Source organism: Vibrio nigripulchritudo, assembly GCF_027924785.1.
In the GTDB taxonomy this organism is placed as follows: Bacteria; Pseudomonadota; Gammaproteobacteria; order Enterobacterales; family Vibrionaceae; genus Vibrio; species Vibrio nigripulchritudo.
The window spans coordinates 2,250,596-2,274,386 of record NZ_AP027049.1; the positions used below are offsets into that span (position 1 = coordinate 2,250,596).

At 45.2% G+C, this 23,791-nt stretch carries 18 protein-coding genes and 4 tRNA genes; 10 read left to right on the forward strand and 12 right to left on the reverse strand.

All coding sequences use genetic code 11. The annotated features are described in order from the left end of the window. The first annotated feature begins 161 nt into the window (after window positions 1-161). On the forward strand, window positions 162-947 hold the full coding sequence (locus tag QMG91_RS10325) for an ABC transporter permease (RefSeq protein ID WP_281826263.1): 786 nt from the start codon (window positions 162-164) through the stop codon (window positions 945-947). Here QMG91_RS10325 and QMG91_RS10330 read toward each other — a convergent pair. Further along, window positions 936-2,855 (reverse strand): hybrid sensor histidine kinase/response regulator, encoded by a 1,920-nt coding sequence (locus QMG91_RS10330; protein WP_281870016.1) that lies wholly within the window; start codon window positions 2,853-2,855, stop codon window positions 936-938. The genes QMG91_RS10325 and QMG91_RS10330 overlap by 12 nt on opposite strands. Beyond that, entirely contained in the window at window positions 2,856-4,064 is a 1,209-nt protein-coding gene (gene nosP / locus QMG91_RS10335) for a nitric oxide-sensing protein NosP (protein WP_281826267.1), read from the reverse strand. 304 nt (window positions 4,065-4,368) lie between these two features. Between nosP and QMG91_RS10340 the strand changes: the two genes are divergently transcribed. After that, complete coding sequence (locus QMG91_RS10340) at window positions 4,369-5,037, forward strand: response regulator (RefSeq protein WP_281826269.1); 669 nt, start codon at window positions 4,369-4,371, stop codon at window positions 5,035-5,037. Between the two features lie 8 nt (window positions 5,038-5,045). Here QMG91_RS10340 and QMG91_RS10345 read toward each other — a convergent pair whose 3' ends face one another. Together QMG91_RS10345 and exaC are read right to left on the reverse strand one after the other, a co-directional pair. Beyond that, a complete protein-coding gene (locus QMG91_RS10345; RefSeq protein ID WP_281826271.1) occupies window positions 5,046-7,064 on the reverse strand; it encodes an insulinase family protein in 2,019 nt (672 codons plus the stop codon). Window positions 7,065-7,437: 373 nt separating this feature from the next. Further along, window positions 7,438-8,946, reverse strand: coding sequence for an acetaldehyde dehydrogenase ExaC (gene exaC, locus QMG91_RS10350; RefSeq protein ID WP_022550396.1), 1,509 nt, complete (start codon window positions 8,944-8,946; stop codon window positions 7,438-7,440). Window positions 8,947-10,140: 1,194 nt separating this feature from the next. Between exaC and QMG91_RS10355 the strand changes: the two genes are divergently transcribed. From QMG91_RS10355 to QMG91_RS10365, 3 genes are all read left to right on the forward strand, one after another. Further along, window positions 10,141-11,943 carry a M20/M25/M40 family metallo-hydrolase gene (locus QMG91_RS10355; protein WP_281826274.1) on the forward strand — a complete coding sequence of 601 codons (1,803 nt, stop codon included), beginning with the start codon at window positions 10,141-10,143 and terminating at the stop codon, window positions 11,941-11,943. Between the two features lie 180 nt (window positions 11,944-12,123). After that, window positions 12,124-12,780, forward strand: coding sequence for an HAD family hydrolase (locus QMG91_RS10360; protein WP_281826276.1), 657 nt, complete (start codon window positions 12,124-12,126; stop codon window positions 12,778-12,780). Window positions 12,781-12,954: 174 nt separating this feature from the next. Beyond that, entirely contained in the window at window positions 12,955-13,173 is a 219-nt protein-coding gene (locus tag QMG91_RS10365) for a hypothetical protein (RefSeq protein ID WP_004404730.1), read from the forward strand. A 102-nt stretch (window positions 13,174-13,275) separates the two neighbouring features. Here QMG91_RS10365 and focA read toward each other — a convergent pair whose 3' ends face one another. Next, the gene (gene focA, locus QMG91_RS10370; protein ID WP_281826278.1) at window positions 13,276-14,118 is read right to left on the reverse strand and encodes a formate transporter FocA; all 843 of its coding nucleotides are present in this window, start codon (window positions 14,116-14,118) and stop codon (window positions 13,276-13,278) included. A 327-nt stretch (window positions 14,119-14,445) separates the two neighbouring features. On the opposite strand from focA, the gene QMG91_RS10375 reads away from it, so the two are divergent. The 4 genes from QMG91_RS10375 to QMG91_RS10390 all read left to right on the forward strand — a co-directional run bounded on the left by QMG91_RS10375 (window position 14,446) and on the right by QMG91_RS10390 (window position 17,163). Beyond that, entirely contained in the window at window positions 14,446-14,685 is a 240-nt protein-coding gene (locus QMG91_RS10375; RefSeq protein WP_004404726.1) for a TIGR02647 family protein, read from the forward strand. Window positions 14,686-14,688: 3 nt separating this feature from the next. Next, window positions 14,689-15,528 carry an NAD(P)H-binding protein gene (locus tag QMG91_RS10380; protein ID WP_281826281.1) on the forward strand — a complete coding sequence of 280 codons (840 nt, stop codon included), beginning with the start codon at window positions 14,689-14,691 and terminating at the stop codon, window positions 15,526-15,528. An 8-nt stretch (window positions 15,529-15,536) separates the two neighbouring features. Beyond that, window positions 15,537-16,175: a YdcF family protein gene (locus tag QMG91_RS10385; RefSeq protein WP_004404721.1), complete on the forward strand. Its 639-nt coding sequence runs from the start codon at window positions 15,537-15,539 to the stop codon at window positions 16,173-16,175. Window positions 16,176-16,320: 145 nt separating this feature from the next. Next, window positions 16,321-17,163 (forward strand): mechanosensitive ion channel family protein, encoded by an 843-nt coding sequence (locus tag QMG91_RS10390; RefSeq protein ID WP_281826283.1) that lies wholly within the window; start codon window positions 16,321-16,323, stop codon window positions 17,161-17,163. Window positions 17,164-17,266: 103 nt separating this feature from the next. On the opposite strand, the gene QMG91_RS10395 is transcribed toward QMG91_RS10390, so the two are convergent. The 4 genes from QMG91_RS10395 to QMG91_RS10410 form a co-directional block, all read right to left on the reverse strand. After that, window positions 17,267-17,342, reverse strand: a tRNA-Gly gene (locus tag QMG91_RS10395). 15 nt (window positions 17,343-17,357) lie between these two features. After that, a tRNA-Leu gene (locus QMG91_RS10400) sits at window positions 17,358-17,444 on the reverse strand. Window positions 17,445-17,617: 173 nt separating this feature from the next. Continuing rightward, a tRNA-Gly gene (locus QMG91_RS10405) sits at window positions 17,618-17,693 on the reverse strand. Between the two features lie 2 nt (window positions 17,694-17,695). Then, window positions 17,696-17,769, reverse strand: a tRNA-Cys gene (locus QMG91_RS10410). A 615-nt stretch (window positions 17,770-18,384) separates the two neighbouring features. On the opposite strand from QMG91_RS10410, the gene QMG91_RS10415 reads away from it, so the two are divergent. Further along, window positions 18,385-20,451: a sensor domain-containing diguanylate cyclase gene (locus tag QMG91_RS10415; protein WP_281826285.1), complete on the forward strand. Its 2,067-nt coding sequence runs from the start codon at window positions 18,385-18,387 to the stop codon at window positions 20,449-20,451. Between the two features lie 50 nt (window positions 20,452-20,501). On the opposite strand, the gene pgsA is transcribed toward QMG91_RS10415, so the two are convergent. From pgsA to uvrY, 3 genes are read right to left on the reverse strand one after another with little or no spacing between them, the layout of a single operon-like run. After that, window positions 20,502-21,059: a CDP-diacylglycerol--glycerol-3-phosphate 3-phosphatidyltransferase gene (gene pgsA, locus QMG91_RS10420; RefSeq protein ID WP_004404715.1), complete on the reverse strand. Its 558-nt coding sequence runs from the start codon at window positions 21,057-21,059 to the stop codon at window positions 20,502-20,504. 50 nt (window positions 21,060-21,109) lie between these two features. Next, window positions 21,110-22,942 (reverse strand): excinuclease ABC subunit UvrC, encoded by a 1,833-nt coding sequence (gene uvrC, locus QMG91_RS10425; RefSeq protein ID WP_022592115.1) that lies wholly within the window; start codon window positions 22,940-22,942, stop codon window positions 21,110-21,112. After that, window positions 22,942-23,586 (reverse strand): UvrY/SirA/GacA family response regulator transcription factor, encoded by a 645-nt coding sequence (uvrY, locus tag QMG91_RS10430; protein ID WP_004404710.1) that lies wholly within the window; start codon window positions 23,584-23,586, stop codon window positions 22,942-22,944. Before uvrY ends, uvrC begins: the two co-directional genes overlap by 1 nt. Window positions 23,587-23,791: the final 205 nt, after the last annotated feature.

A 23,791-nucleotide genomic window follows, 5' to 3' on the forward strand; every position in this document is an offset into this window, starting at 1 on the left:
CAAAAACACCCATTTCTCATCGATTTTTACCACTGCTTCCGCCGATAAATGTAGCTCAAATGTTAAATTTAGACGCTTCATTTGTGAGAAACCATCTGCAAAAAGTCACACAACTTTTCCCAAATTCACGATAAAATACGGTAAAAAATTTAGGGGTCTCCATGCAGGAATCCATAGACATCAGTTGGGCACTTTTACTGCTGTTTTCTCTCACTTTGTGCGTGCCTTTGTACATCAATCAACGCTTTCAACTAGGGTTGGCAAAAGATGTGGGGATCAGTGTGCTTAGGATGAGCGTTCAGCTCATTCTGGTTGGGGTTTATCTGGAATTCGTGTTCAAGCTAAACAGCCTTACACTTAACGTTGTCTGGGTTCTTATCATGGCAGGAATAGGCACCAGCGCTATTCTGGACAAGGCCAAGCTGCCTGCAAAACCTCTGTTTTCTTCCATATTGACTGGGCTCGTTGTTGGGCTGTCGCCTCTTATTGCTATTTTGTGTGTCGTGATCGTTCAGCCTGAACCTGTTTACAGTTCTCAGTATGTCATTCCCCTTAGTGGCATGCTGATAGGGAATAGCATGCACGCGAACATCGTCATGCTTCAAAACCTCTTTACCTCTTTCAAAGAAAGAGAAGGCGAATACCATGCTGCGCTTTCATTGGGAGCTTCACCTACTTATGCCTCGATGCCGTTTGTACGAGCTGCTATGCAAAAAGCCTGGTCTCCTATCCTTGCCTCCATGGCAACAACAGGCTTAGTCACCCTCCCCGGCATGATGACAGGGCAAATCCTTGGTGGCGCCAGCCCGCTTGTTGCCATCAAGTATCAGTTGATCATCTTACTGGCAATATTCGTGATGCTAACGATCTCTCTTTCTTTATCTACGATGATGATTTTGCAAAGGGTTCTGACAAAAGAAGGCAGAGTGCTTGTATCAATAGAGTGAAGGGCTCACCTTGGTAGACGGCTGATTTTGTTCAGACTGGAGCTGGTTAACAATCGTTGCTTTTAGCCGAACTGGCGAAACTGGCTTGTTAAGCAATAAGTAGCCGCAGTCTCTCACTTCTTGCTTCAGCTCTTCGCTGCGGTTGGCACTCAATACAATTGTAGGAATAGGACGAGAACGGTTTTGATGAACATGACGAGCCACTTCAAGACCTGTCTCTCCATTATCCAGATGATAATCAACAATCAGCATCTCCACAGACTCACTGGCAATGTCACACTCTAATTGCAACGCGGAAAGTGAACCAGCAGTGACAACGTCACACCCCCATCCAGTTAATAATTCACTCATCGCTTCACAGATATTGTTGTCGTTGTCCACCACCCAAATACGACTCCCCTGTAGTATTGCGCTGCCATTCAGTTCTTTAGGGGCAACCAGCGGAGCACTTTTCGTTTTTACGATTCCATACGGCACCATAATTGAGAACCTGGATCCTTTATGGAGCTCTGATTCCAGACTGATTTGATGACCAAGGACATTAGAAATTTTATCGACAATGGCTAAACCCAGCCCTAACTGCGTCCGGTTCTCGGCTTTTCTCGGGCTGAGTCGTTTAAATTCCTGAAAAATCTCTTTCTGCTTGTCTTTCGGAATGCCGTCTCCCGTATCAAGCACATCTATTCTTACTCCGTTTGGGGTTCTGCGGCTGCCCAGCAATACCTTGCCCGATTCAGTGTATCGCAGGGCATTACTCATGAGGTTTCGAATGATTCGTGAGAGCAATACAGAATCGCTGTAAACGACAATATCACTGGGCACATAACGTACTTCGACGTTAGTTTGCAGAGCCACCTGATGAAACTCATTGGCGATATTGCCAAGCAGCTGATCCAACGAGAACGGCTGTTTGTCGGCTCGAATCGTCCCCGCATCTAACTTGGAAATGTCCACCAGCATGGTGATCAGCGATTCAACGTCGGACAGAGAATGCTCTAAAGAGTCCACCAGACGGCTCACTGAAGAGCATATCCGCTGCGCTCTTAAAGACCCCAAAAACAGTTGGGCCGCATTCAAAGGCTGAAGTAAGTCATGGCTGATTGCTGCGAGGAATTTCGTCTTGGATAAATTCGCCAGCTCTGCTTCCTGTTTTGCTTCAAGCAACCGGCTTTGAACGGCACGTCGCTCTTTCACTTCTTTACTGAGCTGCTTGTTCAAATCTTCCAACTGGGCGGTTCTGAGCTGAACTCGTTTCTCCAGTGTTTGATAGGACTGACGCAGTTTCTCGCTGATCGTGGCTTCATAACGGGCAGATTCCGCCTCTTTCAGCAAAGTAATGTCGGTATAGAGCATCACCAGTCCGCCATCAGAGGTTTTACGCTCACTGACTTGTACCCAGCGGTTGTCTTTTTGCTGAAAAACGCGACCACCATGTAAATCCGAATAAGGCAGCTCTTTGATGATCAGCCCCTTGGAGTGCGCCAGTTGTTTCACTTCCGATAGAGTAATGCGGGGCATATCGAGGGGAATATCGTTATCTAGCCAGAATCGCTGGAAACGGCTGTTAGAGTGAACGAGATACCGGTCTTTATCATACAGGGCAAAACCATCCGATATGGACTCAATGGCATCGACGAATCGTTGCTGGGCTCGCTCTACTTTTTGGTTTGCGTTGGATAATTCACGGTTGATAGTTTCAAGCTCATGAAGCGTGGTATTGAGTTCTTCCGTTTTCTCTCGCACCTGATCTGCCAGCATCACCGAGTGCTGGAACGCGGCATAGGGGTCAACTCTGTGGCTGCTGTCCTGCTCGACTCTTCTTACCAGCGAATCGATAATCTTCTTCTGGCGTGCGTTCTCTTCTAGTGCGGATTCTAACTGACGCTTTAATTCCTGCTCGCTATCCATTCAACTCGCCTTATCACGCTTAAGAAGTTCGTCCGAAGAGATTGGGTAGACATTTTTCTGCCGACCAATCGCCACACCGGTCAGAGTCTGATTCATATGCACACCGCCAAGCTGCTCACCATAAGTATTGAACCCAACCATCCTGAACGCGGAAAAGATTTCCCGAATGGTCTCCAACCCGTTGGATTGTTCTATCTCTTTTCGTCTTAAGAAACAGTCACATCCAATGATAATTTCCAGATCTCCGATTCGTTCAGAGACTTCATTAAGCTTTTCTTTTACGTTGGCGTAGATGTCTCCCGGTTTCATCGCGGTAATCACGATGCCGTCATCTACCGCGCAATAGAAATCCAGACTCAAATCTTCATTCACTTTCTGAATGGAACGAATGTAATAATCGCCCCCTACTTTCACTGCCAGAGGGTGTAGTGCGTAAATTTCCGGGCGTAGGTCTGCTAACTCTATCCCGACTTCACGCGCGTATACTTTGGCGGCGGGTTCAGCGTTAAACTCGTAGACTCGTCGGCATTCGCTGTCTGCTTTGGTGACCACCAACTTGCTGCCAAGGCTGTCGATATGGTGGGTAGTAAACACTTCAAAAGGACAGGTCGTATTAAACATCACAACAATGGCAGAACTTGTATAGAACTTGCCATCACAATAGACGTGTGTGTTAGCGAGGTTTTCATCATCCCCTGCCGAACCACCAAAGTGAGGAATGCGACCGAGCGCGGTATCCAAAGTAACCAGGAAGTTCTCTTCTTGCGGGGACAAGCCATCAATCAGAGTGAGGACAAAACTGGAATGTTTGATCGGCGCTCTGAGCTGGCTTCGGCAACCATCAAACAGGTTTTCTACGCAGCGTTGGGCAACATTCAGCTCAAAACCTTCAAGGGGTATCACCATTCCCGAGACCGTAAACGCGTCTTTCGCAAACCCTATAGCACTGATACTGCTTTTTGCGTATCCCGCACTGGTTATCTCCCCTGCTGTCGTACACCCCATTACTTTACAATGGGTAAAAGCTCGGTGCATTTCTGTTTCCAGTTCTCGCAAATCGTAAGCTGCTGAACAAAAAAACAAAACAAACCCAATATTGGGAACATTCAGCCGGGAGGCTAACTCGCGAACCGCTTTCACGGCATCCAACTGATAGGATTCTGCTGTGACGACAGAGGTTTGCTCAGGAAGAGGATTGGCAGAAAACATAGGTAACCTCGAGATTTTGGATACCTTCAGTCTATCGTGCTCTCAACATACCGATATCCTACTTAAGGAGGATATTCTCCTTTCAGGAACTCCTCATATGGTCGATGTCTCAATTTTAGTACGTGAATTCTGAGCTCAGGTTAATAAACTGTATTTAAAAGACAGTTAAAAGAAATGCGGCTCACATCTCGCTTTGTGTGAAATTGAGTATAGAAACACAAAAACCGAGGTTAGTTGGGCAAACATCTGCATCAGTGGTAATAATAAGAATCAAAAAAGAAAACCTTAAGGAAGAGGGATTCGTATGTACAAATTCTTAATTGCCGACGATCATCCATTGTTTCGAGACGCTCTGGTGTCTGTTATCCGGAGCAAATTTCAGGACTGCACCATTCATCAAACGGAAGACGTTGCCACCACTCTGGATTACGTTCGCGATCACACCGACACCGATCTGGTGCTGCTCGACCTTAATATGCCCGGAATGGAAGGGTTGAATGGGCTGCTTGAGCTGAGAAACCAAGCACCTTCTATTCCCGTTGCCATCATTTCTGCCGAAACCAATAAGCAGACCATTCTCCAAACTATGGCGTACGGCGCGATTGGTTTTATCTCTAAATCGTCCCCCAGAGAAGAAATGAGCAATGCGTTTTCTCAAATCATCAATGGCGACGTGTACCTTCCTGCCAATATCATCCGCGCGACCGAAGAAAACAAACCCGTTAACCAAAGAACAAGTAAACCCGCGTTTTCGGCTGATATGCTAAACACCCTGACTCGCCGACAATTATTAGTACTTAAGTCTATGTCTCAGGGAAGCGCCAATAAACAAATCGCCTATGATCTCAATATTTCTGAGACCACAGTGAAATCTCACGTCTCAGCCATTTTGAAAAAACTTGGGGTCCACAACCGCATTCAGGCGGTGGTGGGGGTAACTAACATCGACTTTGATCGCTATTTACGTCGATAAGTTATTTATCAACTGCGACGCTGAGTTTTAAGATAAGGTGCCAACGCGGTCTTCCACATAGCAAAAGTAAACGCCAGATTCGATGCACTTTCTGATTCTGGCTCCTCCAACGAAATCCCCAACAAATGATAGGCTGTTTGGTAGAAACTGGGGCGATGTTTTTGAAACATAGAGAGCATCAATCCTTTGCCTCCCTGAAATGCTTGAATGACTTCCTTCTCTTTGACATTTTTCAGAGAAAATGCCTGTATCTCTTCTAATATCAATCGTCGGGATCTTTCTGGCTGGCGGTCAAAGTGGCTGGTAAATACCAAAGCATTTCGCTCTGGTTTTACCATGGCACTCAAGCTGTAAAGCTGACCAGATAGCCGTAAATCAATGATGGATTGCCGGCTTAATACCCACTGCGCAGCGGCTGACTGAGCATACAAGGATACCCCTTTAGGCAAGCGAAACTCAGCACTAAAACCATCGTCTCTCAGCTCAACAGTTAAAGAAGGTTCCTCTGGAGACGTGGCTGAAACACTATGAGGAAGATTGGCGGGGGTAAATATAGCCTGATCAGATTTCAACTCGCTCAAATGAAAACCAGTAGGTAAATGCTGACGCAGGTGCTCATCAAAGTGCTGCCAGAATATCAATGCTGAACAAGACAGAGTGATCGTCAGGCACTGGATGTCGCTGAGCAAGCCGATGATGCTTTGTTCGTCAAAAGAAACGGATGCGTTTCTCGCCCGAAAATATACCGACATGTAATGCATCAGTTCTTTCAGCCATTGACGATAAACACGGCTAAGCACTGAGTTATCTCTCGGCAATCGGGCAAACAGCGTAATGGTATGATAGTTCATCGGTTTTGGAAGCCAGTCACCAATGGGTTCACGTTTGCTGACGGGAAAAAGCAAGCCTTCATTGACGGCAGTAACTGACTGATAAAGCTTAACCAGACTGTCTCCCCACTTCTTTTTATAGAGGTGATTTTGCTGACTATTGAATTCATGCCAGATGTTGATGGCTTCACGGCTCTCCGTCCATTGGCTAACCAGCAGACTCAGGTATCGCCCCATCAGTTCATCGTATTCTCCGGTGTCGCTTTTCATTCGTATCGTCGGTTTGGGATCCAGCATGGTAGAAAGCGGAAACAGTGAATAGCCCAGTGTCTTCAATGTTGCCTGAACGTGTCCTTCGCTGAGCATTCGATAAAGCTGAACCGCTTTTTGATCCGACATTCGAATCGTCAGTAAGTGCGAGTCATTGATTTTTCGTGTTTTACTCAGCCATTTTTCTGGCATCGACAGATCTTTGGGTAGCATGGCTTCACGGTACAGTAAGGCGGTGACTATGCCTTCCCAGATACTGCTGACCGACCATTCACCTGCCGTGATTAACGTCATGTTTTCAGGTTGGTAGTGTCGCCAGTAGTAACGGGTCAGATCCTGATGAGTCAGAGAAGAAACAGAACCCGGGTCACCACAATAAAGTGGGTATTTGAGCTCAGTCGACATTGAACAAGCCTGATTGAATTCATCGAACCCCTGATAGCCAACCAATTCCTGATACAACGCATTTCTTTCACCCTGCTGAATGCCTTTCTCGTGGTTTTGATTCCAGTCCGTTTCTCTGAGTAAAGGAGTGAGCACGCTTTGTATGAAATAGTTGAGACCATGCCCTGCGTCTTCTCTGTGATGACCGGACAGATGAAACCGGGTATTTCCGCGCCGGGTAGTGGCGTTAAATTCCGTTAAAGCCAGCGATGCCTTTAGCTGCCAAAAACGGCGGGAGGATGGAAGTTTGTGACACCCACGAAGCACCATGTGTTCAAGTGCGTGAGCCACTCCGCTGCCATCGGAAGACGGGGTGTTGATCTTGACAGAGGCAGCAAATGTTTCCTTTGCTGCACCGCGATAAAGATTCTGGCAATGCCAGTGTGTTAGACCAGATGTGTGTTTCCAGCATAACCAGACATCGCCATTTGAGGTTATCTTCTCATCCGTTAGATAAAACGGTGGACTATCAAGATCACTCATCAGGGTTTCGCTATGACTCTTTGACCAATGAAACTAAAACTTCATCAGTAAGTATTTGAAGTGACAGACAGAAGCAAAGGTATCCGTTTTTTTAACCATGCTACTTCCTTTTACTTTTGTCTATTTGTTCCATATTGCGGTGAAGACCAAACATCATTCTGCGTCGTTCATCGCTTTATCAGCAGGTCGTTCCTGTTTTTTATTCCCTGCCTCATTTATAAGACTGTCATTTTTGTGTATTTCAATGAGAGCGGACGGCGAGTGAGTGAAGAAGAAATTTGATTGCGTCAGGATTGCTCAACCAGAAAAAGTGGCATAGTTTCAAAGAAAAGAAGCTCTTGGAGGACAAGAGCTTCAAAACAGGAAAGAAGGTTTAGAAGAACCCGAGCGGGTTAACATCGTAACTAACCAACAGGTTCTTAGTTTGCTGATAATGCCCTAGCATCATCTTGTGGGTTTCACGTCCAATACCAGATTTCTTGTAGCCACCAAAAGCAGCATGAGCCGGATAGAGGTGGTAGCAGTTGGTCCAGACGCGTCCTGCCTGAATAGCGCGACCAACACGGAATGCGCGGTTCATGTCTCTTGTCCAGACACCTGCGCCCAAGCCATATTCCGTATCGTTGGCAATCGCTACTGCCTCTGCTTCATCTTTAAATGTGGTGACACCAATGACGGGACCAAAGATTTCTTCCTGGAACACTCGCATCGAGTTTTCACCTTTAAGAATGGTTGGCTGAATGTAGTAACCACCACCGAAATCTTCCGGCATACCGCCCATCACAACCGATGCGCCTTCGTTTCGACCGATTTCCAGATACTTCTTGATCTTCTCAAACTGCTCGTCAGACGCCTGCGCCCCAACCTGAGTTTCTGTATCTAAAGGATTGCCGTGCTTGATAGCTTTCGCTTTCGCCAGGACCCTATCCATAAATGCATCGTAAATGCTTTCCTGGATAAGCAATCGGGAAGGACAGGTACAGACTTCGCCCTGGTTGAAAAATGCCAGAACTGCTCCTTCTGCCGCTTTCTCAATAAACGCCTCTTCCTGTTCCATGATGTCTTCGAAGTACACATTTGGAGACTTGCCCCCCAGCTCTACGGTCGACGGAATCAAATTGTCTGCCGCACAGCGTAGCACGTGATTACCGATTGCAGTGGACCCGGTAAAAGCGATTTTAGCGATACGCTTAGACGTTGCTAAAGCTTGCCCTGCCTCTGGTCCCATACCATTCACCACATTGAGTACGCCCGGTGGCAGTAAATCGCCAATCACTTCCATCAACAGTAAAATCGTGGTTGGCGTTTGCTCTGCTGGCTTAAGTACTATGCAGTTACCCGCAGCCAGCGCCGGTGCTATTTTCCATGCTGCCATGAGCAACGGAAAGTTCCAAGGGATGATCTGCCCTACTACACCGAGTGGCTCAGGAATGTGATACGCCACTGTATTCGCATCCAGTTCGGCGGCTGTCCCTTCCTGCGCTCGAATGCATCCGGCAAAGTACCGGAAATGGTCGACACAAAGTGGAATGTCCGCGGCTAATGTCTCTCGCACCGCTTTTCCGTTTTCCCAAGTTTCTGCGACAGCGAGCATTTCAAGGTTCGCTTCAATTCGGTCGGCAACCTGCAGCAGTATGTTGGAACGCTCAGTGACCGAGGTGGTGCCCCACGCGTCTTTGGCTTTGTGAGCAGCATCGAGAGCCAGTTCGATATCCGCCGCCTCTGAACGAGGGATTTCCGCAATCACATCTCCCGTACATGGAGATGTATTGGTAAAGTACTGACCGTTTGTGGGTTCTACCCACTGACCGCCAATGTAGTTTTGATAGCGGGGTTTAAAGCTAACAACTGCGCCTTCCGTCCCTGGTTTCGCGTAAATCATAAGCACCTCTCTAGTGGTAGTCGTTCTGTCTATTTTTGGTGATCGCTCTGTATCACTTGTTTTAGGGTCTGTTGACCTTTCGAGATGATTTTTGCAGCCATTTGTGGGTTCTTTATACAAGGCAGCGCTTATTCGGTGTAGTCGCTCTACATCAATAAGCGGTAACACAGTAGAAAGGAGCCACAAATGCTGCCCAAAGGGTTCAACTAGGCGTCCCCGGTCTATACCCTTTACTCTTTGTTGCAAGGTATTTGCTTAGAATGAATAAGCTAAAGACCTTGCGCCGCGATTAAAACACATAGAACTCGAACAAAATTTAACCGCGAAAGGTCAACAGACCCTAGATAGTTCATTCTCCCAGTAGACACTTTGATGCTCCATCCGCAGTTGGTTGGCAAAACCTCCTCCTTTCGGATGAGAAAAAGCTGCAATGATAGAAAGCAAGCTTTTCCCATTTGATATTAAATTTACCCAGATGAAGTTTAGACTTTCCTCATATATAACCAAGTACCTCAGCTTCTATTTCTCTTTAAATTAAATTATCGAAATCCCAGCCTATTTAGGTGTTGATATAAATTATTTTCAAAAAACAGAATTTAAAATTAGCGCACTTATTTTTGTTATGATATAACATATTAAATTAAGGAAATTTAAATTATATCGATTCAATTTTTTCCTATTATTAATCATCTCAATTTCAAAACACTTACACGAAAATCAAAATTCAACCAACCAGTTTAATTATTCTCTTTTCATATTTTCTAAAGTTACTTTAATAAAGTTTCAGCTATTGATAAAAAAGCTCAACAAATACCTATTCAATGGCAATTTTTGTTTTCAGAAATTTTGCTCTTCCTTTAACTTGAAAGGCTGCGCTTCTAGCCCTTTCTAAAAAGGCGTTTGAAAATCAGGCTCAGAACAATATTCTGCCTTTTCAAACTCTGAACCAGCCGCACAAAACTCAGTGCATGCATATTTTTCTGTTACACGCATAGAAAGCATTTTTATTCAAAAATAAAGAATGAAAAGTGGCATTTTCACTTTCTCAATATTTATGCTTCACTTTCACAATTTAATTATTTTTGCCGTGAAAGATTTTAATAAAATTTGAAATGCCCAATTTTCGATAACTAACATGTGTTGTTTCGTTCGCAAAAGAAACAACCTTTCAGTCAACTTCAAAGGAAATGAATAATGAAAATGGCGAATAATAAAAAATCTTTGCTCGCGGTTTCGGTCGCCTCCGTTATGCTCTCCGGCTGTTTTTGGGATGATCCGAAATTCGTCGCAAAATACGTCAGTGACCAGATCGATAAAGATGCCGTGGTAAAACACCTCGACAAACTTGAAAAACGCGCAGTCCCTACCCCAGATGGTAAAGCCATGACTCGGGCTGCTGGCACCAAAGGTTATAAAAAATCCCTGAAATACATTGCGAAGAAATTAAGAAAAGCCGGATATAAAGTCACTAAACAAGAATTCGATTTCAGAAGCTGGCAGGAGCTGGGTAATACCAATGTGGAAGTAGACGGTAAAACACTGCTGAGCTCCAAAGATGCGGGAGAAGGAGAAGTCCCAGACTACGCAACCATGTCCTATTCCGGCTCGTCGAATGGCACGGTGACGGGAGATCTTGTCTTCATCACACCTGATTTCAGATTCGATCAGCCCGATTACGATGATACAGACGGCTGTGAAACGACCGACTTCGACGGCAAAAACGTGACTGGAAAGATAGCAGTCATCCAGCGTGGGGGCTGTTCATTTAATGCCAAAGCCACCAATGCTCAGGCTGCCGGGGCAAAAGGTGTGCTTATCTTCAACCAAGGCAATAATGATGGTCGAAAAAGCGTGGTTCAAGGTACTTTAGGTCGTGACAGCACGGTGACCATTCCAACCTTTGGGCTGCGTTATGATTTAGGTAAGCAGTGGTATGACGCGCTCGCGAGCGGCGCAGTCAGTGCTTCCATGAATGTTATTACGATGAACCAGATGGTGAAAACGAATAACTTACTGGCAGAGACACGTCATGGTGACGATGATCAGGTCATTATGCTTGGTGCGCACTTAGACTCTGTACCAGAAGGGCCGGGGATCAATGACAACGGTTCGGGCTCCGCAGGTCTGCTGGAATACGCCCTGACGCTTTCAGACATTGGTGTTAAACCTAAAAACAAAATCCGTTTCGCATGGTGGGCAGCCGAAGAAGCCGGGTTGATAGGTTCGAATTACTACACTGAAGAATTGTTTAAACCGCTCCTTGATGAAGCTCGCAAGCAAATCATGGAAGAGCTGGGAATCGATAACCCAGACGATCTGACGGAAGAACAGCAGGACATGGTGGAAGCACGTTATAACGAGCTGAACAATGTGAAACTGTATCTGAACTTCGACATGATCGGTTCACCGAACTACATCTATGGCGTTATGGATGGTGACCTTTCAGACACCAAAGATAGTCCGGATAACGCCTACACAGGTGACTTCACTCCACCATTTGGTACTTCGGATATCGAGGCACAATTCATTGAGTTCTTCGGAAATAATGGAGAGAAGACCGTTCCTCAGGCGCTTTCCAAACGTTCCGATTACGCTGGCTTTGCTGACTGGGGCGTGGCATTTGGTGGGTTATTTACCGGTGCTGAAAAACTGAAATCAGCAGAAGAAGTGGGTGACTTTGGCGGCGACATCGATGTGGCTTACGACAAGTGTTATCACCGCGCGTGTGATGATTCCACAAACGTTAGCCATAAAGCGCTGTTTATGAATACTAAGGCGCTGACCTATGTGACAACTTACTACGCAATGAGTGAAGAGCTTTTCCCTGAACCAGAAGCGACAACACAGGCTGCTGCGAAATCTGCACGCAGTTTCGCCATCTCGTCGGAGCCTACTGCACCTAAGCAGACTCTGCGTATTGGTGAGCGCTTAAAAGCGGCTGACAGCGTATCTGACCACGACCATTTCCACGGTGATTTTGATCAGGACATGGAATAATCTCCTTTAAGCTCGGGTATATCACCCGAGCCCATTTGTTCCAACCTTCACGCCCCTTCTCTGGGGCGTTTTTTCGAGTTCTCGAAAAGCTTCTGTCATAAAATCTACATGACCTATCTCTTAAACTTTCGAGAGATTCATCTCTAAAACCAACCAAGCGATACGGAACATAAAAATCGTATGACCAAACCATTATTCGTATTCGATCTAGATGACACCTTAGTAAATGGCGATTGCTCGATGATCTGGAATCAATTTCTGGTTGATGAGGGAATGGTTACTCAACCTAACTTCCTCTCTGAAGATAAAAGATTGATGGCGATGTATGCTCAGGGCGACATGGATATGCAGGAATATCTGGATTTCTCTCTCAATCCGATTACCGAGCATTCTATAATTAAGGTCAATCAGCTTGTGGAAAAATGCGTACTACAACGCATATTGAAACATGTTTTTCCACAAGCGAGAGATCTGCTAGCCCAGCTAAAGCAAGACGATGTCACCATATTGGTTATTTCTGCATCAGTTCATTTCTTGGTTAAACACGTCGCTAATCAACTGGGAATTGAGCACGCTATTGGTATTGACTTGATTGAAAATAACGAACGCTATACGACGAAAATCAGTGGCGTTGCAAGCTACCAACATGGCAAGGTAACCCGTTTAAAATCATGGCTTAAAGAACAAACCGTGTCTTATGACCGCATCATATTCTATACAGATTCGATAAATGACTTACCACTCTGTCAATACGCCGATGAAGTCCACCTTGTGAACCCCTGCTCACAAATTCGTTCGTATGGATTTGAAAATAACTGGAACATCATAAACTGGTAATGAGTGTTAACTGGGTTATCCACAGAAAATGTGGATAACCTTTTGAATGCGAAGCCAGATCACAAATCAGTCATAAAATCCGGTGACTTTTTAATTTTTTACTACTGTCATTAAAGTGAAAACTGAGTGGGGCATTCTCCCCAACATAAAAGACGCAAGGATTGAACTTAGCACATGGAAATTCAAAATCGTCTGGCTAGACCATCAACAAAAAGCAACGTGGGCTCTGAACCCACAGGTGACAGCAAAAACTGGCTTAAAGAACCAGTTAAAGCCATCGTGAAACCTGCGCTACGTGTTAACCCTGAAGAAGGTGTTACCACGGGCTTTGTCGGTAGCAGTACCGACACTCTGGCAGGCGTCATGACTCCGGAAAGCTTAATCTGGTATTAGGTCACCTCAGAACAATTCGCTTAAAAAGACTGTAAAAGCGGGCTCAATCGAGCCCGCTTTTTTGTTTCGTCCGAGATCTGCCAATCTTTAGGATCTGTTGACCTAATTACGCAGATAAATAAGCCAGTATCCCATTCCGACGAACACGCCTCCGCCAATGATGTTTCCTAAAGTAACGGGAACAAGATTATTGATGATGAAGGTGGTCAAATTCAGATCAGCAAAGCTTTCTGGCGTTGCCCCTATCATGGTCCAGAATTCTGGCGTTGCGAGCTCTTTTATCCCTATTGCCATGGGAACCTGAAACATGTTGGCAATGCAATGCTCAAAACCAGCAGAAACAAACATGGCAACAGGCAACACCATCACGATAATTTTGTCTGTCAGGGTTCTGCCACTGAATGTCATCCAAACTGCAATGCATACCAGAACATTACACATGATGCCTAGAGCAACAGCCTGCCAGAAGCCATGGTGAAGCTTGTGCTGAGCGATGTGCATTGTGTTTAAACCAACCTGCCCTGCATCAAACGTGTATTGTTTCGCAGTAAGCATGATGCCCACTAAAACCAGCGCCCCAACCAGATTTCCGGCATAAACCACCAGCCAGTTTTTAAACAGGCACTTCCAGGTAATTTTTCCACTCGCTCGCGCAACTAGCGTCAGCACCGAACTGGTAAAAAGTTCGCCTCCCGTAATGATCACCAAAACAAGCCCCATGCTGAATGCCAACCCGCCGACAAAACGGGTTAATCCCCAGGGTAAGTCCTCTGCCCCTGTGGTGATGGTGGTATAGAACAAAAATGCAATTCCGATATGCAATCCAGCTGTAATTGCCAGCAGAAACGATTTCATTGGATCTTTTGTTGCCTTGCCAACACCGATTTCTGCCGCACGCTCGGCCATTTGAGGTGGTAACAACGCATCGAATTGGTTCATATTCATGGTGCCTGAAACATTTTGAAACATGGAAGAGGCGCGGATAATCGCTCTAATTCCACTAAATTTCAAGGGATATTTCTATGTTTTCAAAAATTGTTGAAAGCCTTGTAAAACAGGCGCTGAGAGGCAGGAAAAAAGCAAATGAAATTCATAATCTTGGCTTAAGAAAAAGGCAGATCAGCAAAACCCGTAGTGATATCACAATCCCAACCAGGCACTGGCTAGTTTGACACCAATTTGATTCAACCTAACAGATCTTTATTCTCATGGTTGTACATGATCTTTCAGAGCTTTATGGTGGGGTCAGACATTTCGCTCTGAGGAATTACGATGAAATACACCCAAGACCATATCGACGAGCTTAACCTTCTTCTTCAATTTGATATCAGCAGTGCAGCAACGGGCATAAAAGTGCACCACGACGCTTCTGAATCTGCTCAAAACGCTGTTCAGCGTCTCTACGAGAAAAAATTATGTACCCTGCCTGACGGTGGCTACCTAACAGATGAAGGCATTGAAGTGGCAGAACACGCAGACAAAATTCTTCGCGTGCTGTGTGCAGGTGCTTAATCAATGAGCCGTATTGTAATTGTAGGGGCAGGCTGGCTAGGTCTGCCTCTCGCTAAACACCTTATCTCCAATGACCATCAGGTTGTTGCGACCAAAACCTCTCAGCAGGGTATCGATCAGCTAAGCGCTCAATCAATCGAAGGCGTTGCTTTTTCATTTTCCGACCGCTTAGAAGAAAACATCAACCGCCTGACCCAGATATTTACTTCTCATCAAGCAGATATTGTCGTGGGTGCATTCCCTCCAGGTTTTCGAAAAGGAAATGGCGAGCAGTACGCTTTGCACTGGCAAGCTATGTCTGAAGCAGCAAATGAAGCTGGGGTCAAAAAGATAGTAAAAGTCAGCTCTACCACTGTATACCCTGAACAATCACTGGACATGACCGAGGAAAAAGCATCTCTATCTATCGCTATAGAAAATAAAGAGTTTTCAGAAAAGGCTGTCATCATGCTGAAAGCTGAGCAGACTATTATCGACTCTGGCTTGGACTACGTTGTGGTTCGATGCAGTGGATTAGTAGGTTCAGACAGACACCCTTCTCGGTTTGCAGGTCGACTTAAATCGGTGAGTAAGTCTGCACCTGCCAATATGCTGCACCAGGATGATGCTGTAGGCGTCGTCGCTTTTGCTGTGACCAATCTCCATAACACCGTTGTCAACGCAACCAGCCCTTCAACCGTCAGTAAAGCGGAATATTATCAACGAGCGATCGAAGCCATCGACTCGGATGAAGAATGCACTCTTCCACCCGTGGTTGACCAACCCGGAAAACGAATTGTGTCTGACAAGCTGGTTTCTTTGGGCTACTCATTCCTTTATCCGAGTACGCTGGACGCGCTATAGGAGAATTTATGTCAACGCGCCTTTATCAGCATATTGAGACTTTGTGGGATTACATGCAAATGCATCAGCATTTTCAGAAAGCTGACTGCATTTTTTGTATGTGCAGTAACGACGAAAGGGTCGCTGAATATGCAGCGCAACTCTATCTGGATGGCATTGCCCCAAAACTGATTTTTTCTGGCGCTCAAGGCAGATTAACAGAAGGTTTGTTTGATGTAACAGAGGCTGAGCATTTTGCTGATATCGCCAAACAGTTGGGTGTCCCTGAAAGTGACATCGTTTTAGAAACCAAAGCCACCAATTCTGGAGAAAACGTCGCCTTTACTGCCATTATTCTGGAACAGCTGGATTTCGCCCCGGAAAAAGTACTCTTGGTACAAAAGCCTTACATGGAAAGGCGCGCATACGCGACCTTTGTGAAGCAGTGGAAGCTGCCTTATAAAGAGGTCTATGTCACATCCCCCGGTGGTCGATTTTTGGACTACTTCAACGATACGATACCCTCTAACCTAGTGATAGAGGCGTTATTGGGCGACTTTGAACGTATTCAGACGTATCCGGAAAAAGGGTTTCAGATAAAACAGGAGATCCCTGAATCTGTCATGCGTGCATACAACAATATAAAAGCGTTCCCTTCATTTGCCTAAATGCTGGGTTTTGCTTTTTCGCAACAAAATTGGACAATACCCAGAGACGATAGCCTCTGGGTATTTGGGTTCTGGTGCCCTCAGAAATACCACTTCAAGGGGCTATTGATCTAACAATAAAATCAAATTACTTAGGAGTGAACGAATGGAAGTCTTGGATCAAGCTGTCGGCTTTCTACTAGAAAATAAGCTTCTGCTGAGCGCCTTAGTCATTTTAGTGATCGTTCTGATTCGCAAGCTCATCATTTCTATGATCCGGGGTGATGTCAATTTTCTTTCTGAAGATCAACGTAAATGGATTTCCCGAACCAAAAACGGGACCTTTTCCGTCATCATTATTACGTTGTTTTTGCTTTGGCAGTCGGAAATCAGCGAATTTGCGCTTTCATTAACTGCAATTGCAGTTGCCGTGGTTGTCGCGTCAAAAGAGATCATTTTATGCTTTACTGGCTCAATTCAACGCGCCAGTTCACGGTCTTTCCGTATCGGAGACTGGATTGAAGTCGGGAATTTATGTGGCGAGGTGATTGAACACAATTTGATGGCTACTGTGATTCAGGAAATTGATCTTCACCATGGGAATTACAATTACACGGGTAAAACCGCTACCCTACCCAACAGTATGTTTTTCAGTATTCCAGTTAAAAATCTGAACTTCATGAAACGTTACGTTTACCACAGCTTTAATATTGTGGTAGGTGAATTCCGGAACCTGTACCCAATGTTCCCTAGCCTACTGGCTAAAATTGATGACCACTGTGAAGATTTTATTGATGTCGCCAAGCGCTATAACGTTGTCATTGAACGTCATGCTGGTGTGGACCTACCTGGTGCTGAACCGCATATTTCGATATCCAGTGCCAACACCGGAGAGCAGGTTGTTCACTTTATGCTGTTCTGCCCAACCGATCGGGCTTTTGAAATTGAACAGCTGGTTCGCGAAGATTTCATGGCAATGTATCAGAGACATTTCGGTCAGAAAGCGTAACAAACAGATTCATGAAAATGATAAAACCCAAGCTTTGGCTTGGGTTTTTAGTAGGCTAAAAACAAAAAAACCTCGATATTGCTATCGAGGATTTTTTTGTTTTTGGAGCGACACACGAGGTTCGAACTCGTGACCTCAACCTTGGCAAGGTTGCGCTCTACCAACTGAGCTAGTGTCGCATATATATGATGAGATGGTGCCCCGGGCCGGACTTGAACCGGCACAGCGCGAACGCCGAGGGATTTTAAATCCCTTGTGTCTACCAATTCCACCACCAGGGCACACAATATTCATTGTGATGGAGACACCATCTGGATACCGCTATTCAAGCCATACCACTTTAATTTGGAGCGACACACGAGGTTCCCGATCTTCAAGGCTTAGGCGTGACCTCAACCTTGGTAAGGGGGAAACCTTGTATCGCAGTTTAACGAAACATCGTCAAACTAAAATTTGGAGCGACACACGAGGTTCGAACTCGTGACCTCAACCTTGGCAAGGTTGCGCTCTACCAACTGAGCTAGTGTCGCGATGGAGGCGCGTCCCGGAGTCGAACCGAGGTCCACGGATTTGCAATCCGCTGCATAGCCACTCTGCCAACACGCCTTTGACTCTTTTTGAAAAACCTTGGTGAGTTCCTCTTGAGTACGGGAAGGCATTCTACGCATTCCCGCGAGAGCGTCAACTGTATTTTTTAGTTTTTTGATTCGTTTGGCTATTTTCCATTCAAAAGGAGTAAAATAGATTATTTTTGTAGCGACATTTACCCAATATCGACCTCTTTTATTTGTTTAAAACACATTAACAGAGTAGTGAAGAAAGTTAAGGTCATTAAACAAGAAATTCAGCCTGTGGGCACATTACAACTGAATCAAGATTGATACGTATTTGAAAAAAATACGACTCCTACCCTTTTATCTTGATCGGCTCATCATCCATACAGAAAACGCCCGTCCAATCCTTATTATTGACCTTAATATCAAGTAGTATTGAAACCAAACAAACCGTCAGATTTGTTCACCTCTTTAAAAGCAAGTCTCTGTGAAATCTATAGTATTAGCACGCTCTTAACATAGATAGCAGTTCCATAACTAAGGAGCTCAATAGTTTACACTTAAAGCTCAAATCTGAGGTGAATAGAGAATTAGCTCTTTGAACTGGCTGAGTTTTATATAGTATGAGATATCTTAATTTTCGACATTGTCACCACAGGGCCCCATCATGACAGATCCGCAATGGCAGACAACATTAATGCAAGAGGTCAGAAACCTAGTGACCGCGGCCTCTGCAAACGATGTTAAAGAAAGGTATGCCGATATACAAAAGCTGTCTGAAACTACTGGGCAATCCATTCCTGTCGAGATTCAGAGTGTCTTCAATGCCTACTCCCGATACCGCGAAGGTCACCTGATCCCTGCTATAAAAGAGTTCTTCGACTGTGTCTCTTTGTGCCAGACCCATAATCAAGAGTATCTGGCTCACATTGGTTACTTTCATATCGGTACGATTTTCGGCTTACTGGGCGATCATTCCCATGCGAGTGAATTTTTGACCAAAGCAGAAAGAGTCGAACAGTTTGGCGACCAGCGCCTGCTGGCTTTTATCCGCAATAATATTGGTGACCTGCTTATGAATGTTGAGCAGTATTCATCAGCATTGAAATACTTTGAGCAGTCACTTGATGCGTTGAATGATGAAGAGCTGGAATACAAACTGGTTCCTTACATCAATATCATTGGTGTCAAAGTAGAGCTAAATCAGTTGGATGAAGTCGCTGCCATATCGGATCTGATAGAACCACATATACACGGCAATCTAAGATACCTTAGCTTCTATCATCAGGTTCAGGGTCGCTACCATATGGCAAGGGGGAACTTTGAACTTTCCGAGACTCACCACCTTGCCGCAATAGACGCAATTAAAGTTTGTCAGAACGATTACTATCTGTCTGAAATGATGCTGGATTACTGCTATCTGTTAGTAAAGCAGTCTAACTGGACTTTATTGGATCAATACCTTGAAGAAGGCTTAGGTTATGCAAGAAAAGTCGGCACAGACAAACTTATCGACAAGTACAACCATATCTTATTGAGTCGGCTGGAAACCATGCCTTCCGGAGAGGAAAAAGATGAGCATTTCAGTGCGCTCTTTGCTTCTTTCAAGAAGTCTCGTGATGCCGCACTAAAAAGGGAAAAAGATTACCTTAGCCAAATTTACCAACTCAATATGGATCGACTGGCACTGGAATCAGCGCAAGACATCAATAAAAATCTGGCATTGATCAACCGGGTTGGGCAATACCTGAGCACGTGCAACAATTTTCGGGATGTACTGCCCCAGTTAGTTGATGATCTGAGTAATCTTTTCACCATCGATACGCTTGCTATTGCGTTTTATGAGTCCGACAAGCCAAAGCTGTTTGTGGAACATTATTACGAAGACAATGCCATTAAGAAGCCAACCTACGTCGATTTTCTGCAGAAAGCGACATTCTTTGAATACTGCGCTAAGAATAACTCTTCACTTTATTTCAACGACATGACGGCAGAGAAAAAGCGTGAAATGCTAGGTGAAACCTCAGAGCACGATAACATGAGCTCGTTGTTATTCTCTCCAATCACCATCAATGGTGAAGTGAAAGCCGTCTTCACGATTCAGGCAGGGGCTTGCTATGCCTATCAGACGTATCAATATGAGCTATTTCTTCAGTTGACGAACTATCTTTCTATTGCACTGGAAAATCAGCTCAACCGCCATCAGCTCACCCTGATCTCTCAAACCGATCATCTGACCAAATTATGGAATCGCCAGTCCTTGGATGCTCATTACCGAGAACTGCAAAACAAAAAGCAGTCTGGCTACAGCATCATCATGCTGGATATTGATTGCTATAAGCAGCTCAATGACCATTACGGTCACGTTAAGGGCGACGAAGTACTCATCACCATCACTCAGCAAATTAAGGAGCATTTTAAGCATCTGAGTGCCAAGTGTTACCGCTACGGTGGCGACGAGTTTGCTATTGTGGTCGGAGGAAGAACATCGGCGAAGGTAAATGATGCAGTTCAGAATCTTCAGCAAGCCGTTTTCAAGTTGAACCTACCCAATCTGAATTCGTACTGTGCTGACCGCGTATCGCTTTCAATAGGCGTGGCTCACTTCGATGAGTGCCCTTCTTCAGTTTCCCTATCTGAATCTCTGCAGCACGCTGACAGCGCGCTATATCACGCCAAACGTGGGGGAAGAAATCAGTACGCAGTATCCGAAGTCGCTAAAGCGGAGGCATAAAAAAACGGATGATTTCTCATCCGTTTATTATTCTTTGTCAGCTTGGCAATCTATTGATGCTTTTCATCCAGAAGATCATCTTTGGCAGCAACCAGATACTGAACCATTGACCAGTAGGTCAGAATTGTAGCGAAGTATAGCGCCGCGTAACCCAGCCACACCATCCAGTCATCATAACGCCAGATGAGAACCCAAAGTGCGAACATCTGGGACAGTGTTTTTACCTTGCCTACCCATGACACTGCGACACTTGAGCGTTTGCCTATTTCTGCCATCCATTCGCGCAGAGCAGAAATAATAATTTCACGAGCAATCATGGTTATCGCCGGAATGGTGATCCACCAGGTCGCGTAATGCTCTGTAATCAGAATAAGAGCCGTTGCAACCATCACTTTGTCGGCAACGGGATCAAGAAACGCTCCGAAGCGAGAAGTTTGCCCAAGCCGACGCGCTAACATACCGTCTAGCCAATCAGTAAATCCTGCTACCCAAAAAACCATTGCAGCGGCAAAAGGAGCCCATGGCGTGGGGATGTAAAACACGATGACAAATACAGGAATCAGTACTAATCGGAGTAAGGTAAGAATGTTCGGTATGGTAAAACGCATATATTTTTTAAGCTCTTAGTCATTGCGCGCTTAATGGTGCGTCAAAACGTCTATTGTTTCAATGCTTGATGAATGTTTTCTGCCAAAGAAAGGCTAATACCTGGAACTTTGGCGATTTCTTCGACAGTTGCCCGCTTTAACTCCTGCAAACCACCCATGTATTTCAGTAAAGCCTGACGCCGTTTAGGACCGACACCTTCAATGCCTTCCAGTGCGCTGGTGCGACGGGTTTTACCTCGTTTGGCTCGGTGACCTGCTATAGCATGGTTGTGGCTTTCATCCCGAATGTGCTGAATCAGGTGCAACGCAGGTTCATCAGTCGCCATGTTGAACTCATCACCTTCAACCGTAATCATGGTCTCTAAACCAGGTTTTCGGGTTATGCCCTTAGCAATACCTATCAGCCTTGGTCGCTTAGGCCAGTCTTCCCAGTGCTGAGAAATGATTTCGTGTGCACGATTTAACTGCCCTTTACCGCCATCGATAAAGATAATGTCGGGGATCTTTTCAATGTCCAACTGCTTTGAATATCGACGATCCAGAACCTGCCCCATGGCGGCGTAATCGTCTCCCCCCGTAATACCCTCAATGTTGTATCGACGGTATTCCTGTTTGACCGGACCTTCACGATTAAACACCACACAAGATGCTATGGTGCTTTCGCCCATGGTATGACTGATATCAAAACACTCCATACGCTGGATAGAATCCATATCAAGATGATCCTGAAGCGCTTTCACACGCTGATTAATCGTCATCTTGTGGTTAATTTTAGTGGTTATCGCTGTCAGAGCATTGGTATTTGCCAGTTTAAGATAACGCGCTCGCGTACCTTTCGGATTTGTCAGAATGGTGATCTTCCGCCCGGCTATTTGAGTCAGCACTTCCTGAAAAGGTTCAGCATCCACAAACAAATCCTGCTCCAGAATCAATCGAGTCGGAATGGTTCGCGCTTCGTTATGACTCAAATAGTACTGGCTCAGAAAACTGTGAAAAACTTCGTGTCGGTCTGTGTTAGTGGGGATCTTAGGAAAGTGGCTGCGACTTCCTAATACTTTGCCCTGACGAATCATCAAGATATGGATACACGCAATGCCGTTTTCCTGAGCAAAGCCCAAAACATCTAAGTCATCCATGGAATCTTCAGAAACGAATTGCTGCTCCTGTACCCGACGAATCGCCTGAATCTGATCCCTTAGAGTTGCGGCATCTTCAAAGCGCAGCTCCATGCTGGCTTTTTCCATCTTGGAAACCAGTGTTTCTAGAACTTGCTTGTCCTTCCCATTCAGAAAAAGGCGAACGTAGTTCACCAGCTCCGCGTACTCTTCATCAGATATTACAGACGAAACACAAGGGGCAGCACATCGACCAATCTGATACATCAAGCAAGGGCGAGTACGGTTGCTGTACACCGTATCTTCACACTGACGAACCGGAAAAATCTTTTGAATTAAATGCAATGATTCACGGACAGCACCGGAATCTGGGTACGGTCCAAAGTACTCCCCTTTGCGCTTCTTGGCACCTCGGTGCATCGAAATGCGAGGGTGTTTATGACCGCTCAGAAAGATATAGGGGTAGGACTTGTCGTCTCGCAGCAATACGTTGTATTTGGGTAAGTATTGCTTGATGTAGTTGTGCTCAAGGATTAACGCTTCTGTCTCGGTATGCGTAACCGTCACATCAATCTTGTTGATGTGACTGACTAACGCACGCGTTTTTTCGTTATCGACCTTTTTACGGAAGTAACTGGAAAGACGTTTCTTGAGATCTTTGGCTTTGCCGACATAAATTACCGTCGACTCGGCGTTGTACATTCTGTAAACGCCGGGTTGACTGGTAACTGTCTTAAGAAAGGAACCGGAATCGAATTGCTGAGACACTACAAAGTCTCGGTATCGATCATTCCGTGACGGATTGCTAAGTGAGTCAGTTCAACATCACCACTTATATCCAGCTTGCTGAATAAACGATAGCGGTAGCTGTTTACGGTTTTCGGGCTCAGGCTCAATTGCTCTGAGATGTCGGTAACCTTCTGACCTTTAGTAATCATCATCATGATTTGAAGTTCTCGTTCCGAAAGGTCTTTGAAAGGATTTTCAGATGCGGAAGAGAACTGGCTCAACGCCATTTGCTGCGCAATTTCAGGTGAAATGTAGCGCTGCCCGGAGTGCACCATTCGAATGGCATTCACCATTTCGTCTGGACCTGCCCCTTTTGTCAGATACCCCGCGGCTCCGGCTTGCATAACCTTCGTCGGAAACGGGTTCTCTGTGTGTACGGTCAGTACAATGATTTTTACATCAGGGTTAAAACGAAGCACTTTTTTCGTTGCTTCCATACCCCCGATGCCTGGCATGTTCATATCCATTAAAACAACGTCAGCATGGTTATTTCTGCACCACTTGACGGCTTCTTCACCGCTGTCAGCTTCCCCTGCTACGTTCATACCACGGACGTCTTCAATAATACGTCGTATCCCTGTGCGAACCAGCTCGTGATCATCTACAAGGAAAACATTTATCAAACTTGTATCTCCACACTATTTTTTGGTTCTATCTATTCCTTCAGTTCACACTCCGGTGAACTGAATTCATAAATTCAGTTGAACTCATCATATCTCAATTCTGGGTTAAAAATTACAATGAATATGCGTCACAACGCAAACTTTCGTCATAACTTATAATCAGAGTCGTTAACTTACCCCTCGTTTGTACTGATTTTCGCCAATT